Here is a 12356-nt window from a genome sequence, read left to right on the forward strand (position 1 = left end):
GGTAGGTGATCTGCTGTTCGGAGTGCATGGCCCTTCCCACTACGTCAGCATCACCAACGACACCGGAGCCTCACTCACCTGGTCCTGCTCCTGGTCCGATCTTCACCTCGCCGCCGGGGAGACGGGTCAGCTGCGCATCCTCGACCAGCCCGACCAGGACTACGGCTGCGTCCCACAAGCAGCGACCCCCTTCGTAGCGGCGGCGCACAACAACGACACCTGCCCGTCACTGAACTCCATGACCGAGGGAAGGCAGTTCACGGCAACCGACTTCGCGAAGACATACCGCTGCCCGTAGCTGATGCGCGCTTGCGGCGTCGTTCCGAGCTGGCTCGACAGCTGTTCGGGATCATCGCGTCGGGCGGGCGCACCGAGAGCAGCTGTCGGCACGTCCCCCTCGGTCCGGAGGACGGCTAGACCGGCGTCGTACACGGGAGCGCAGAGAACGGCTGCAGCCGCGATCGTCGCTCCCGCGACGACGAAAGGGCGTCCGCGCTCTCTGGGCTCATCCACGAGCCCGGCCACGAGCAATGCGCTGTGGCCCCTGAGGGAACCGCGGCCACTCCATCCGGTCGCCCCAACCTCACGAGAAAGGGAGGAGCGGGGATGACGGCGGATGACCTGCTCTCCCTCAACCCGTTCCGCTTCCCTTCGGACGAGATTCTGCGTGTCGGTGAAGTGTCGCTGCGCGATGACCTCCCTGCGGGGCGCTCGCAGCCGCCTCTGTTGTTCCGGTTCTTGATCGATCCCGTGAAGTGCAGTGCATGATGTCCCGATGACCGTTGGAGAGCCCCCGCGACCGAGTGCAGCGACGCCCGTCGTTCTCGCCTTGGTCTTCGGCGGTCTCGCAGCCGTCATGGGAGCGGTTGCCTCCATCTACATGTGGGACCCGAGCGAGACGTGCCGGACCCGCGGCGGAGGCAGCCTGACCGGAGAGGGGTTCCTCTGGAACCCGCTGTGCTCGGACGGTTCGACCGTTCAGCCGACATGGATGACGTTGACGACTGCTGCGGCGTTGATCGTGGCTGTGACATGCGTCGTCCTCGCGGCCATCCGACGAGCTGAACGCGACGGACAGGAAACGGCGTCGTCCGACGTTCTGCACGACTTCTCGCGCCAGACCCTGCCGGAGGACAACCGGCTCCGCAAGCTGGGCGACGAATGGTGAGAGACGGCGGCTCCCAGGGGTTCTATCGTCCCGCCGTCGCGATGCGGCGTGCGTCGGTCCAAGGCGTTTAGGTGATCGCTCGACGATCCCCATACGGGACGCGCACAAGGCGCTCGGGTTCGCGAGACTGAACTGATGTCGGGGTTGCTGGTCATCGATCTCGTGTCGCGCGTGATCAGAGCCCGCTGCGGCCGAGCCGCGGCGCACGAGAGGTGACGCGCCCGACGTCGGGAATCAGCACGCCTCATGATCCACGGCGACGGAGGACAGGACATCAACCGGCCGATCTGCGGCGTCGGCTCAGTGCCCAGACGAGCGCGCCCGCGAGGAGCACCGCGCAGGTCAGCCCGGCGACGTGCAGGACGAGCGAGAGCGTCCCGTTCTCGGGGAGCAGAAAGCCGTAGGGCACCCACCCGTCGGTCGCTCCGCGGACGAGCACGACGACGACCCAGACGATCGGGTAGGGCAGGACCACCCACAGCCGGCGCCAGGAGAGCGGTCCGCGGTCGGCGACGACGATCCAGTCGAGGAGGACGAGCGCGGGGAGCACCACGTGCAGGACGGCGCTGACCCAGGGCGGAGCCGTCCCGGTACCGGGTACGAGGGTGTTGTAGATCACGGCGACGACGATCGAGTAGGCCGTCGCCGCGCCGCGGACGTAGCTCAGCCACACCGGCGTCGGACGGCGGGCGAGCGCGACCGATCCGGCGACGATGAGCACCGCGCTCGCGAGGAGGCTGGTCTGGTTCGTGAAGTAGCCGAAGTAGTCGAACGGATTCGGGTCGCCGGCCGCGATGCTCAGCGCGTAGGTGTGGAGGATCACCGCGACCGCGGCTGCACCGACGGCGATGCGCGCTACACCCACGAAAGGGCGGGTCAGTGCCGGGGAACTCATCGGGTCAGCCTAGGAGCCGTCGGGCTTCCTGATGACCCGCAGCAGACCGGCTGACAGCGGTGAGCCCGCCCGCACAGTCCGCATCTCCTCGCCCACCCAGGTGTGCAGATCGCCGCTTCGACTGGGGCTCTGCACCATCGCTGACTCTGTCCGAGTGCGAATGACGGGCTTCCGTGTCACCCTGACTCCATGGGTTAACTCCCGGCCGGCGCTGGGCTCTGCCTCTCCCCTTCGTCTCTTCCCAGCCGGTGCAGCACTGACGGGATCGGGCAGGCTCGCCTGGCTAGCGCTACCGAGGGGTGGGTGCTTGCATGGCCCTCATGTCGACCCCATTCACGCCTCAGCCCTCCTCGCCCCGCGCGGAACCGCACGACAGCGCGATTTCAGGGCGGCTGAACTGGTTGCGAGCGGGCGTGCTCGGCGCGAACGACGGCATCGTCTCGGTCGCCGCTCTCGTCGTGGGTGTCGCCGGAGCGACGACCGCCACGGCACCGATCCTGACGGCGGGCGTCGCAGGGGTCGTCGGCGGTGCGATCTCGATGGCGCTCGGCGAGTACGTGTCCGTGAGCCGCCAGCGCGACAGCCAGCGCGCACTGATCGCGAAGGAGCGGGTCGAGCTGGCCGAGGATCCCGACGGGGAGCTCGAAGAACTCGCCTGGCTCTATCGAGCGCGTGGCCTGACCCCGGAGACAGCGCATCAGGTCGCCCGCGAGCTGACCGAGAACGACGCTCTGACCGCACATCTGGAAGCGGAGCTCGGATTGAACGAGGAAGCGGTCGCCAGCCCGCTCGCCGCCGCCGGCGCCTCGGCGCTGGCGTTCCTCCTGGGAGCCGTGCTGCCGCTGCTGGCGATCCTGCTCCCTCCGCCGGACTGGAGGGTTCCGGTGACCTTCGCCGTGGTGCTGATCGCCCTCGCCGCGACCGGATACATCAGCGCACGGGTCGGCGGCAGCCCGGCTCTGCGCCCGATGATCCGCATCGTCGTCGGCGGCGCTCTGGCCCTCGCGGCGACGTTCCTGATCGGCCTGCTGCTCGGCACGTCCGGCGCAGTCTGATGTCCCGGATCCTCGTCGTCGAGGACGACCCGCAGATGGGTGCCCTCGTCGAGCGGGGACTGCGGGAGGACGGCTACGACGTGCAGCTCGTCGACAACGGCGTCGACGCGCTGATCGCCTTCACCGCGGGAGACGTCGATGTCGCCGTCGTCGACGTGATGCTGCCAGGGATGACCGGGTTCGAGGTCTGCCGACGGATGCGGGAGTCGGGCAGCACCGTCCCGGTCGTGCTGATCACGGCGCGGGACGCCGTCGAGGACCGGATCTTCGGGCTGGACTCGGGCGCCGACGACTATGTCACCAAGCCGTTCCACTTCGGCGAGCTGAGCCCCCGGATCCGCGCACAGATCCGGCGCCGCGCCAGCGGCCCGCACCCAGTGGTCCAGATCGGAGCGCTGCGCCTGGATGCCCTGTCCGTGCGCGCGACGGTCCGAGAGCGTCCCTTCGCGCTGAGTGTCAAGGAGCTCACGCTGCTGCGCTTCTTCGCCGTGCATCTCGATGAGGTACTGACCCGGACGGAGATCCTCGCCGAAGTGTGGGGGTCTACGGAGACGTTCGAGCCGACCCTCGTGGATCAGTACGTCAGCTACCTCCGCAAGAAGCTCGCCCTCGCCGACACAGGCCTCCGGATCACGACCGTCCGCGGCGCCGGATACCGGCTGGAGCGCGCCGAGTGAGGCTGCTGCGCTCCCTGTCGATCCGCTCCCGGATCACCCTCGGCAGCCTCCTCGTCGCGCTGATCGGGGTCGGCGTGATCACCCTCGTGCTGCACGGGCAGTTCCGCAGCATCGTCGTCGCGTCCGAGGTGACCCTCGCCGAGGGCGACCTCGCCCCGTATCTCGCCGATCTGGGATCGGACCCGACCGAGACCCCCGACCCTCCGGCCGAGGGGATCCTGATCTTCGCGCGCGCTCCCGGCGGAGCGGTCCCCGTCGATACGATGCCGCACGACGTCCACGAGGTTCTGGAGCGCAGCACCGGCAGCGACGGCACCTCGACGGTGATGACCGACGAGGACGTCCGGTTCACGATCGTCTCCCGGACCCTGGACACGAGTGCGGGCACGTGGGAGCTGTGGGCGGCTCGCAGCGGCGCCGGCAGCGACCTGACCGTCGCGGCCCTGGACCGGACGCTGCTCGTCAGCGCCGCGGCCCTCGTGATCCTGTCCGCCCTCGCCGCATGGCTGCTCACCGGCGCCGCCCTGCGTCCGGTCGAGCGGATGCGCCGCACCGCCGCGTCGCTCGGCGACCGGCACGGCGGCGAGCTTCCCGTAGGCCCGGCGACTGATGAGCTGTCGGATCTGGCGGAGACGTTGAACGCGTTCATCGCTCGGACGCGGGACACCGCCGATCGGGAGCGGCAGATGGTGTCCGCGGCAAGCCACGACATCCGCACGCCGCTGGCAGTCGTCAACACCCAGCTCGAACTCGCGCACCGGCACTTCGGCGACGCGGACGCCCTCGAAGAAGAGATTCGCGCCGCCGAGGGGTCCCTCGCCCGCCTGTCCCGCCTGGCGACGAACCTCCTGGAGCTCTCCCGGCTGGACGCCGCCCCGCCCGTCACCGCGCGCGCGACGGCGAGCGAGCTGGAGACCGAGCTGATGGACTCCGTCGACCGGCTGAGGACGATCACCGGCGGCACCGGCCCCGACATCGAGCTCGATACCGCGATCGAGCGCGCCGACGCGCCCTACCCGCTCTCGGTGAGCGCGTTCTCGCGGATCCTCGACAATCTCGGCGCGAATGCGATCGCCGCAACACCTCCTGCCGGACGCATCACCCTCCTCCTCGAGCAGCACGATTCCACCCTCGAGCTGAGCGTCCGGGACACTGGGCACGGCATCCCGGAGGAGTTCGTGCCGCACGCGTTCGAACGCTTCTCTCGACCCGACGAGGCGCGCACCAGCCGCGACGGCGGCAGCGGGCTCGGGCTCGCCCTCGTCGCAGCTCTCGTTGACACCGCGGACGGATCGGTCACCATCGAGAACTGTCGACCCGCCGGAGTGAGGGTGACGGTCGTGCTGCCCGAGCGGTGACATGTGAGACCTCGAACACGAATCGGGCTCCGGCGGGGAATCGGCACGCATCCCTCATAGTCGACACCAAGACTCCCCCGCGACGGTAGGAGCGCGCCCCCGGAAACCCGAGGTCGGCGCATGCGACACCGACCGGAGGGCGCCGCCGTGAGCACCACGATCCGACCGACCAACGCACCCGCACCCCACGCGCCGACCACGCTGCGGCGGTCGCAGGCCGACCGCGAGCGATCCCTGCGTCGGCGCCTGCGTTCCGCGGACGCGCTCGTCACCGCCAGCTGGGTCTCGGTCGCCCTCGCCATCGCGCTCTACCTCGCAGCCGGCGGGCCCGCGGAGGCCACCGATATCGCCGGAGCTCTCACGGCCGCAGGGATCGTCGCCGGCCTCGTCGGCACCGACCTGATCCTGGTCATGCTCGTCCTCGCCGCCCGGATCCCCTGGATCGATCGCACCTTCGGCCAGGACACCGCGATGGCGCTGCACCGTCGCCTCGGCAAGCCCGCCCTGTCTCTGATCCTCGGGCACGGTGCCCTGCTCACCGTCGGCTACGCCCTCACCGACGGGCTGACGCTGTGGAACGAGACACTCGCTCTGTACTCCGGCGCCGACATGCTCCTGGCGCTGCTCGGCAGCACCCTGCTGGTGCTCGTCGTCGTCACCTCCCTCGTCGCCGTGCGCCGCCGCTTCGCGTACGAGGCGTGGCACGCGATCCACCTCCTCAGCTACGCGGCGGTCCTCGTCGCCGTCCCCCACCAGCTCTCCGCCGGCCAGGTCCTCGCCGGGAGCACCCCGCAGCGCGTCTACTGGCTCGCCCTCTACGTCCTGGCGTTCGGAGCGATCGCCAGGTTCCGGTTCGCGGTGCCCGTACTCGCCACCCTGCGGCACCGGATCCAGGTCGAGGCCGTCGAGACGATCGCCCCCGGCGTCTTCTCCATCCACCTCTCCGGCCGCGACCTCTCCCGCCTCGGCGTGATCGGCGGGCAGTACGCGATCTGGCGGTTCTGGAGCCACGGCACCTGGTGGCACGCCCACCCGATCTCCTTCTCCGCCGTCCCGACCGACACTCGCGCGCGGATCACCGTCCGCGCACTCGGAGCCGGGACCGACCGGCTCGCACGACTGCGCTCCGGGACTGCGGTCTCGATCGAGGGCCCTTACGGGATCTTCACCGACGTCGCCCGCACCGCCCCGCGCCTCGCGATCATCGCCGCCGGCATCGGCATCACCCCCGCTCGAGCGCTCCTCGAGCACGGCGGCCTGCGCCCCGGCGAGGCCACCCTCCTGCTGCGCGCCACCGACGACTCCCCGCCCTCCCTCTGGGCCGAGGCACAGACACTGGTCCGCAGCAGCCACGGCGCACTGTTCGGGATGATCGGCCGGCGGCCCGCAGGGCTCGCGACGTGGATGTCCGCCGAGTCCGTCGCCCGCGGTGTGACGCTCGCCTCGGCGCTGCCGGGCCTGCTCGACTCCGACCTGTTCGTCTGCGGTCCCACCGCCTGGGCCGACCTCGTCGTCCGCGACGCGCGAGCGGCAGGCCTGCCCGACCGGCAGATCCACGTGGAGAGGTTCGACTGGTGAGAACACGAGCAGCAGTCGCCAGCGTCCTCGCCTCCCTCGCCGTCCTCGTCGGCGGCTGGCAGATGGGATCAGCCGGCGCCACCGGTTCCCCGCTCGCCACCGGGACGAGCGCCACCACAGCCACGGAAGGAGCGGCTCCCGCGGTGACCACGCCGACCCCGGCCGGCGCCCCCGCCTCGACGACGCCCTCCGCCGGCGCGCCCACCTACCCGCCGGCCGGTACGCGCTCGACGGCCCCTGCGCGCCCGTCCGCCTCGGCCGACGGCACGTGGACCGGCTCATCTGTTCCGACTCGCTTCGGCGCTGTGCAGGTCGCGATCACCGTCGCCGGCGGGCAGATCACCGACGTCACGGCCGTGCACCTCACGGACAAGGACGGCCGGTCCGTGTCGATCTCGCACCGGGCCGCGCCGATCCTGCGTCAAGAAGTCCTCGCCGCCCAGTCCGCGAACGTGCAGGCGGTCAGCGGAGCGACCTACACCAGCGACGGGTACCTCACCTCCCTGCAATCGGCGATCGACCAGGCCGGACTCTGACCGTGCACACGTTCACGACGATGGGCACCGTCGTCAGCCTGCGCGCCGCCGACGACACCCCGGTCGGCGACGTCGAAGCCGTCTTCGCCGACGCCGACGCCCGCTTCAGCCTGTACCGGCCGGAGTCGGAGGCGTCCCGGATCGCCCGCGGCGAGCTCGCGCTGACGGCCGCGTCCGAGCAGATGCGGACCGCCTACACCGAATCGCTGCACTGGCGAACGGCGACGGACGGCGCCTTCACCCCGCACCGGCCCGACGGGGTCATCGACCTCGCCGGAACCGTCAAAGCGACCACCATGGCGCACGCGGCCCGGCTGCTCGGCGACGGCGAATGGCTCCTCGATGTCGGGGGAGACGTCCTCACCTCGCCCGCCGACAGCTGGACGATCGGGATCGTGGATCCCGGCGACCGGCAGGCGCTGCTCTGCATCGTCCCCCTCGGCGACGGTCGCCGCGCGATCGCCACCTCCGGGGCCGCCGAACGCGGAGAGCACGTCTGGCGCCGACCTGCCGAGCCCGGTGACGTCCCCTTCGTGCAGGTGTCCGTGATCGCCGAGGACATCGTCACCGCCGACGTCCTCGCGACCGCGATCCTCGCCGGCGGCGTCGGGACGCTCGACACCGTCACCGACCGCTTCGACGTCGACGTCCTCACCATCGACGCCGCCGGTGCCCTTCTCGTGACCGACCGGCTCCGCCGCCTGATCGCACCGGCGAGCCGGCACACGTCCTGACTCCGCTCGGTCGGCTCCTCGCATATCGGCGGTGAAGCGGGGAGTCGGCTCGGAGGACGGGCGAGTGATCGTTCGAGGGCTCACACGAACACGTCCAACGGCAGAGCGCGCAGGGCGGGGCGCGTTAGCGTCACGAGGACAGCCCCCCTCTCGACCGAAGGCGCCCCCGATGAACGACTGGCAGATCAACGGCCTCCCCCTCCACCCGCTCCTCGTGCACGCCGTCGTGGTTCTGCTCCCCCTCGCCGCACTGATGCTCATCCTCGGCAGCCTCTGGCCGGCCGCCCGCCGCAAGTTCGGGATCCTCACCCCGATCATCGCCCTCGCCGCGCTGATCGCCGTCCCGCTCACCACGCAGGCCGGTGAAGCGCTCGAACGACAGACGGAGCCGTCCGCGATCCTCGAGAAGCACACCGAGCTCGGCGACCACCTGCTCCCCTGGGCTGCCGGCCTGTTCCTCGTCGCCCTGGTCCAGTGGCTCTGGTTCCGCCGCACGCGACGAACCGAGGACCGAGCCGCCACCACCCGCCGCCCCCTCGTCGGAATCGTGCTCGCCGTCGCAGCGATCGCCATCTCCGTCGGAGCGACCATCGACGTCATCCGCATCGGCGACTCCGGCGCACAAGCCGTCTGGTCCGACTCCACCTCGAGCACCAGCACCGATCAGGCACCCGCGCCCGACAGCGACGACGACTGACCCACCCGCTCTCGGGCGCTGCCCTCTCCGGCTGACACCGCCCCCTCTTCGCAGGAGGATGGTGTGAGTGCCTCAGCACTCGACGCCATCTGCGAGGTCCTCGGCTGCCAGGTGGGCGACATCCTGACTCACGTGCCGGACGACGTCGGGAGCAGTACGGATCGGCTCGGTGACCGAGCGGCCCGCTGACACGTCGCACCTCGGTGGTCGACTGGTCACCGCGGGCGTCGTCCAGCTGGTGGCCGTCGTCGCGCTCAATGTGCTGGGGCCGATCGTGCCCGTCTGAAGGATCTCCGGCCCGAGCGCTCAGGGTCCACTGCGGTCCCCGATCTGTCGCCTCTGCTCTGCTGGGCGATCGCCGCGGCGGTGTTCCTCGTCTGGGCCTGGTCGACGGCGTGGCCGGCCGGCCCGGAACGCACCCGCGACCTCGCCCGCCACGAGGACCGGTCCCGGAAGCTGGTCGACTCGCTCATCATCGCCGCCACCTTCTTCAGCCTCGTCCTCGTGGTCGTCGCACTCCTCCGCAGCCAGCAGAAGGACCCCGTCGGATCCGCGGCCGCGATCCTCGCGGTCGTCGGGGTCGTCGCGGCCTGGGCGCTCATCAACACCGTCTACGCCTTCAAGTACGCGCGCATGTACTACCTCGACGACCGCCACCGCTTCGACTTCGACCAGGACGAGGAACCGTCCTACAGCGACTTCGCCTACACCGCGTTCTCGATCGGGATGGCCTACAGCGCGAGCAGCATCACCCAGTCCTCCACCCCCTCACGCCGCGTAGCCCTGGCCCACGCCCTGCTGTCCTACTTCTTCGGCACCTTCGTCGTCGCCGTCGCCATCAACCGGATCACCGGCCTCACCCAGGGAGGGTGAGGAGCGCCGCACATCCTCAGGCAGGCGTGTCGGAGCTCGATACTGATGTCATGGCATCACCCCTCGTCTCCGACGTCGCTCACTCCGGTCTCACCGTGGCCGACCTCGACGACGCGCTGGTGCTGTGGTGCTCCGGTCTCGGGTTCGTGCTCGAGCGCACCTTCACGCTCGACGTCGACGTCACGGCGGCGACCACGGGCGTCCGTGGAGCCGTGATCCGCGCAGCGACGGTGACCCTCGGCCCCCACCGGGTGGAGCTGCTGCAGTACGACCCGCCCCGACAGCTCGAGTCCGCCGGCTCGCCCGCACAGGTCGGCACGGTGCACATCGCGCTCACCGTCTCGAACCTCGATCGTGTACTCGAGCTCTGCGCTGGACACGGTTGGAGACCGGTCGGGACACCTCACCGGATGACCGCTGGCGCCCGAGCCGGCACGCGCATCATCTACCTCGAAGGTGCCCTCGGCGGATTCCTCGAACTGATCGCGCCCCCGCAGCTCCCGTAGGCCGCGTCGGCCGATCGCGTCGAGGGCCCGATCTCTCAGCCCGCCAACCTCGCCATCCACTCCTCCACCGCGTCGGGCGTGCGCGGCATCGCCGCCGAGAGCAGGATCGACGACGTCTCCGTGACCACGAGGTCGTCCTCGATCCGGATGCCCAGGCCCCGCAGCTCGGCGGGGACCGTCAGGTCGCCCGGCTGGAAGTAGAGGCCCGGCTCCACGGTGAGGGTGTGGCCGGCCGCGAGCACTCCGCCGAGGTAGGTCTCGTGCGGAGCGTGGTTGCAGTCGTGCACGTCCATCCCGAGCATGTGCCCGGCGCGGGAGATGCTCCACCGGCGGTGGTACGACGCGGACGGGGCCATGGCCTCGTCGACGGAGCAGCGGATCAGGCCGAGGTCGATCAATCCCTCGGTGAGGGCTCGCCCGCACGCGTCCTGGTAGTCCTGGAAGCGCACTCCCGCGCGCAGGGAGTCGATGCCGGCCTGCTGCGCGCGCAGCACGATCGAGTACACGTCCCGCTGCAGCGGAGTGAACTCCCCGCTGACCGGGAAGGTGCGGGTGATGTCGGCGGCGTAGAGCGAGGGCAGCTCGACGCCCATGTCCATCAGGACGAGGTCGCCGTCGGCGAGGGGCCCGGTGTTCCGCGTGTAGTGGAGGGTCGTGGCGTGCGCTCCCGAGGCGACGACCGATCCGTAGGCCGGCCCCTGTCCCTCGACCAGGACGCGTGCGGGCGAGCCCTCACCGAGGGATTGATCGACCTCGGCCTGATCCGCTGCTCCGTCGACGAGGCCATGGCCCCGTCCGCGTCGTACCACCGCCGGTGGAGCATCTCCCGCGCCGGGCACATGCTCGGGATGGACGTGCACGACTGCAACCACGCTCCGCACGAGACCTACCTCGGCGGAGTGCTCGCGGCCGGCCACACCCTCACCGTGGAGCCGGGCCTCTACTTCCAGCCGGGCGACCTGACGGTCCCCGCCGAGCTGCGGGGCCTGGGCATCCGGATCGAGGACGACCTCGTGGTCACGGAGACGTCGTCGATCCTGCTCTCGGCGGCGATGCCGCGCACGCCCGACGCGGTGGAGGAGTGGATGGCGAGGTTGGCGGGCTGAGAGATCGGGCCCTCGACGCGATCGGCCGACGCGGCCTACGGGAGCTGCGGGGGCGCGATCAGTTCGAGGAATCCGCCGAGGGCACCTTCGAGGTAGATGATGCGCGTGCCGGCTCGGGCGCCAGCGGTCATCCGGTGAGGTGTCCCGACCGGTCTCCAACCGTGTCCAGCGCAGAGCTCGAGGACACGATCGAGGTCCGAGACCGTGAGCGCGATGTGCACCGTGCCGACCTGTGCGGGCGAGCCGGCGGACTCGAGCTGTCGGGGCGGGTCGTACTGCAGCAGCTCCACCCGGTGGGGGCCGAGGGTCACCGTCGCTGCGCGGATCACGGCTCCACGGACGCCCGTGGTCGCCGCCGTGACGTCGACGTCGAGCGTGAAGGTGCGCTCGAGCACGAACCCGAGACCGGAGCACCACAGCACCAGCGCGTCGTCGAGGTCGGCCACGGTGAGACCGGAGTGAGCGACGTCGGAGACGAGGGGTGATGCCATGACATCAGTATCGAGCTCCGACACGCCTGCCTGAGGATGTGCGGCGCTCCTCACCCTCCCTGGGTGAGGCCGGTGATCCGGTTGATGGCGACGGCGACGACGAAGGTGCCGAAGAAGTAGGACAGCAGGGCGTGGGCCAGGGCTACGCGGCGTGAGGGGGTGGAGGACTGGGTGATGCTGCTCGCGCTGTAGGCCATCCCGATCGAGAACGCGGTGTAGGCGAAGTCGCTGTAGGACGGTTCCTCGTCCTGGTCGAAGTCGAAGCGGTGGCGGTCGTCGAGGTAGTCCATGCGCGCGTACTTGAAGGCGTAGACGGTGTTGATGAGCGCCCGGGGCGCGACGACCCCGACGACCGCGAGGATCGCGGCCGCGGATCCGACGGGGTCCTTCTGCTGGCTGCGGAGGAGTGCGACGACCACGAGGACGAGGCTGAAGAAGGTGGCGGCGATGATGAGCGAGTCGACCAGCTTCCGGGACCGGTCCTCGTGGCGGGCGAGGTCGCGGGTGCGTTCCGGGCCGGCCGGCCACGCCGTCGACCAGGCCCAGACGAGGAACACCGCCGCGGCGATCGCCCAGCAGAGCAGAGGCGACAGATCGGGGACCGCAGTGGACCCTGAGCGCTCGGGCCGGAGATCCTTCAGACGGGCACGATCGGCCCCAGCACATTGAGCGCGACGACGGC

Annotated in this window: 18 protein-coding genes; 14 read left to right on the plus strand and 4 right to left on the minus strand. The window is 70.5% G+C overall.

Annotated elements, in window-relative coordinates:
* Positions 1 to 22: 22 nt before the first annotated feature.
* The 3 genes from C5C82_RS10945 (at position 23) to C5C82_RS10950 (ending at position 1168) form a co-directional block, all read left to right on the plus strand.
* On the plus strand, positions 23 to 298 hold the full coding sequence (locus C5C82_RS10945) for a hypothetical protein (protein ID WP_146085982.1): 276 nt from the start codon (positions 23 to 25) through the stop codon (positions 296 to 298).
* Positions 299 to 606: 308 nt separating this feature from the next.
* Positions 607 to 768 (plus strand): hypothetical protein, encoded by a 162-nt coding sequence (locus C5C82_RS17590; RefSeq protein WP_181068051.1) that lies wholly within the window; start codon positions 607 to 609, stop codon positions 766 to 768.
* Between the two features lie 7 nt (positions 769 to 775).
* Positions 776 to 1168: a hypothetical protein gene (locus C5C82_RS10950; RefSeq protein ID WP_104250836.1), complete on the plus strand. Its 393-nt coding sequence runs from the start codon at positions 776 to 778 to the stop codon at positions 1166 to 1168.
* 274 nt (positions 1169 to 1442) lie between these two features.
* Here C5C82_RS10950 and C5C82_RS10955 read toward each other — a convergent pair whose 3' ends face one another.
* Positions 1443 to 2063, minus strand: a complete 621-nt coding sequence (locus tag C5C82_RS10955; RefSeq protein WP_104355074.1) for a Pr6Pr family membrane protein — start codon at positions 2061 to 2063, stop codon at positions 1443 to 1445.
* Positions 2064 to 2383: 320 nt separating this feature from the next.
* Here C5C82_RS10955 and C5C82_RS10960 point away from each other — a divergent pair, with 320 nt between their 5' ends.
* The 10 genes from C5C82_RS10960 (at position 2384) to C5C82_RS11005 (ending at position 10077) form a co-directional block, all read left to right on the plus strand.
* Positions 2384 to 3118, plus strand: coding sequence for a VIT family protein (locus C5C82_RS10960; protein ID WP_258066076.1), 735 nt, complete (start codon positions 2384 to 2386; stop codon positions 3116 to 3118).
* A complete protein-coding gene (locus C5C82_RS10965; RefSeq protein ID WP_104355076.1) occupies positions 3118 to 3795 on the plus strand; it encodes a response regulator transcription factor in 678 nt (225 codons plus the stop codon). Before C5C82_RS10960 ends, C5C82_RS10965 begins: the two co-directional genes overlap by 1 nt.
* Complete coding sequence (locus C5C82_RS10970) at positions 3792 to 5153, plus strand: cell wall metabolism sensor histidine kinase WalK (protein WP_104355077.1); 1362 nt, start codon at positions 3792 to 3794, stop codon at positions 5151 to 5153. Before C5C82_RS10965 ends, C5C82_RS10970 begins: the two co-directional genes overlap by 4 nt.
* A 147-nt stretch (positions 5154 to 5300) precedes the next feature.
* Positions 5301 to 6731, plus strand: coding sequence for a ferredoxin reductase family protein (locus tag C5C82_RS10975; RefSeq protein WP_258066078.1), 1431 nt, complete (start codon positions 5301 to 5303; stop codon positions 6729 to 6731).
* The gene (locus C5C82_RS10980; RefSeq protein WP_258066079.1) at positions 6728 to 7267 is read left to right on the plus strand and encodes an FMN-binding protein; all 540 of its coding nucleotides are present in this window, start codon (positions 6728 to 6730) and stop codon (positions 7265 to 7267) included. Before C5C82_RS10975 ends, C5C82_RS10980 begins: the two co-directional genes overlap by 4 nt.
* 2 nt (positions 7268 to 7269) lie before the next feature.
* The gene (locus C5C82_RS10985) at positions 7270 to 8001 is read left to right on the plus strand and encodes an FAD:protein FMN transferase (RefSeq protein ID WP_258066080.1); all 732 of its coding nucleotides are present in this window, start codon (positions 7270 to 7272) and stop codon (positions 7999 to 8001) included.
* 169 nt (positions 8002 to 8170) lie between these two features.
* Positions 8171 to 8698, plus strand: coding sequence for a DUF2231 domain-containing protein (locus C5C82_RS10990; RefSeq protein ID WP_104226519.1), 528 nt, complete (start codon positions 8171 to 8173; stop codon positions 8696 to 8698).
* A gap of 63 nt (positions 8699 to 8761) precedes the next feature.
* On the plus strand, positions 8762 to 8887 hold the full coding sequence (locus C5C82_RS18255) for a helix-turn-helix transcriptional regulator (RefSeq protein ID WP_181065426.1): 126 nt from the start codon (positions 8762 to 8764) through the stop codon (positions 8885 to 8887).
* A 150-nt stretch (positions 8888 to 9037) separates the two neighbouring features.
* A complete protein-coding gene (locus C5C82_RS11000; RefSeq protein WP_258066084.1) occupies positions 9038 to 9571 on the plus strand; it encodes a DUF1345 domain-containing protein in 534 nt (177 codons plus the stop codon).
* 50 nt (positions 9572 to 9621) lie between these two features.
* Positions 9622 to 10077: a VOC family protein gene (locus C5C82_RS11005; protein WP_104355079.1), complete on the plus strand. Its 456-nt coding sequence runs from the start codon at positions 9622 to 9624 to the stop codon at positions 10075 to 10077.
* 35 nt (positions 10078 to 10112) lie between these two features.
* On the opposite strand, the gene C5C82_RS11010 is transcribed toward C5C82_RS11005, so the two are convergent.
* Entirely contained in the window at positions 10113 to 10886 is a 774-nt protein-coding gene (locus tag C5C82_RS11010; RefSeq protein WP_104355080.1) for a M24 family metallopeptidase, read from the minus strand.
* Here C5C82_RS11010 and C5C82_RS11015 point away from each other — a divergent pair.
* On the plus strand, positions 10863 to 11183 hold the full coding sequence (locus C5C82_RS11015) for a M24 family metallopeptidase (protein WP_104355081.1): 321 nt from the start codon (positions 10863 to 10865) through the stop codon (positions 11181 to 11183). The genes C5C82_RS11010 and C5C82_RS11015 overlap by 24 nt on opposite strands.
* Positions 11184 to 11218: 35 nt before the next feature.
* Here the strand turns inward: C5C82_RS11015 and C5C82_RS11020 are convergent, their stop codons facing one another.
* Together C5C82_RS11020 and C5C82_RS11025 are read right to left on the minus strand one after the other, a co-directional pair.
* The gene (locus tag C5C82_RS11020; protein ID WP_104308035.1) at positions 11219 to 11674 is read right to left on the minus strand and encodes a VOC family protein; all 456 of its coding nucleotides are present in this window, start codon (positions 11672 to 11674) and stop codon (positions 11219 to 11221) included.
* A gap of 50 nt (positions 11675 to 11724) precedes the next feature.
* The gene (locus C5C82_RS11025) at positions 11725 to 12315 is read right to left on the minus strand and encodes a DUF1345 domain-containing protein (RefSeq protein ID WP_104355082.1); all 591 of its coding nucleotides are present in this window, start codon (positions 12313 to 12315) and stop codon (positions 11725 to 11727) included.
* Positions 12316 to 12356: the final 41 nt, after the last annotated feature.

Source organism: Rathayibacter sp. AY1D5 (genome assembly GCF_002932515.1).
Lineage (GTDB): Bacteria > Actinomycetota > Actinomycetes > Actinomycetales > Microbacteriaceae > Rathayibacter.

Coding starts and splice junctions, on each gene's coding strand:
- C5C82_RS11015 (WP_104355081.1), top strand. CDS start 10,863: ATGGCCCCGTCCGCGTCGTACCACCGCCGGTGGAGCATCTCCCGCGCC.
- C5C82_RS10990 (WP_104226519.1), top strand. CDS start 8,171: ATGAACGACTGGCAGATCAACGGCCTCCCCCTCCACCCGCTCCTCGTG.
- C5C82_RS10955 (WP_104355074.1), bottom strand. CDS start 2,063: ATGAGTTCCCCGGCACTGACCCGCCCTTTCGTGGGTGTAGCGCGCATC.
- C5C82_RS11005 (WP_104355079.1), top strand. CDS start 9,622: ATGGCATCACCCCTCGTCTCCGACGTCGCTCACTCCGGTCTCACCGTG.
- C5C82_RS11020 (WP_104308035.1), bottom strand. CDS start 11,674: ATGGCATCACCCCTCGTCTCCGACGTCGCTCACTCCGGTCTCACCGTG.
- C5C82_RS10960 (WP_258066076.1), top strand. CDS start 2,384: ATGTCGACCCCATTCACGCCTCAGCCCTCCTCGCCCCGCGCGGAACCG.
- C5C82_RS10965 (WP_104355076.1), top strand. CDS start 3,118: ATGTCCCGGATCCTCGTCGTCGAGGACGACCCGCAGATGGGTGCCCTC.
- C5C82_RS10950 (WP_104250836.1), top strand. CDS start 776: ATGACCGTTGGAGAGCCCCCGCGACCGAGTGCAGCGACGCCCGTCGTT.
- C5C82_RS17590 (WP_181068051.1), top strand. CDS start 607: ATGACGGCGGATGACCTGCTCTCCCTCAACCCGTTCCGCTTCCCTTCG.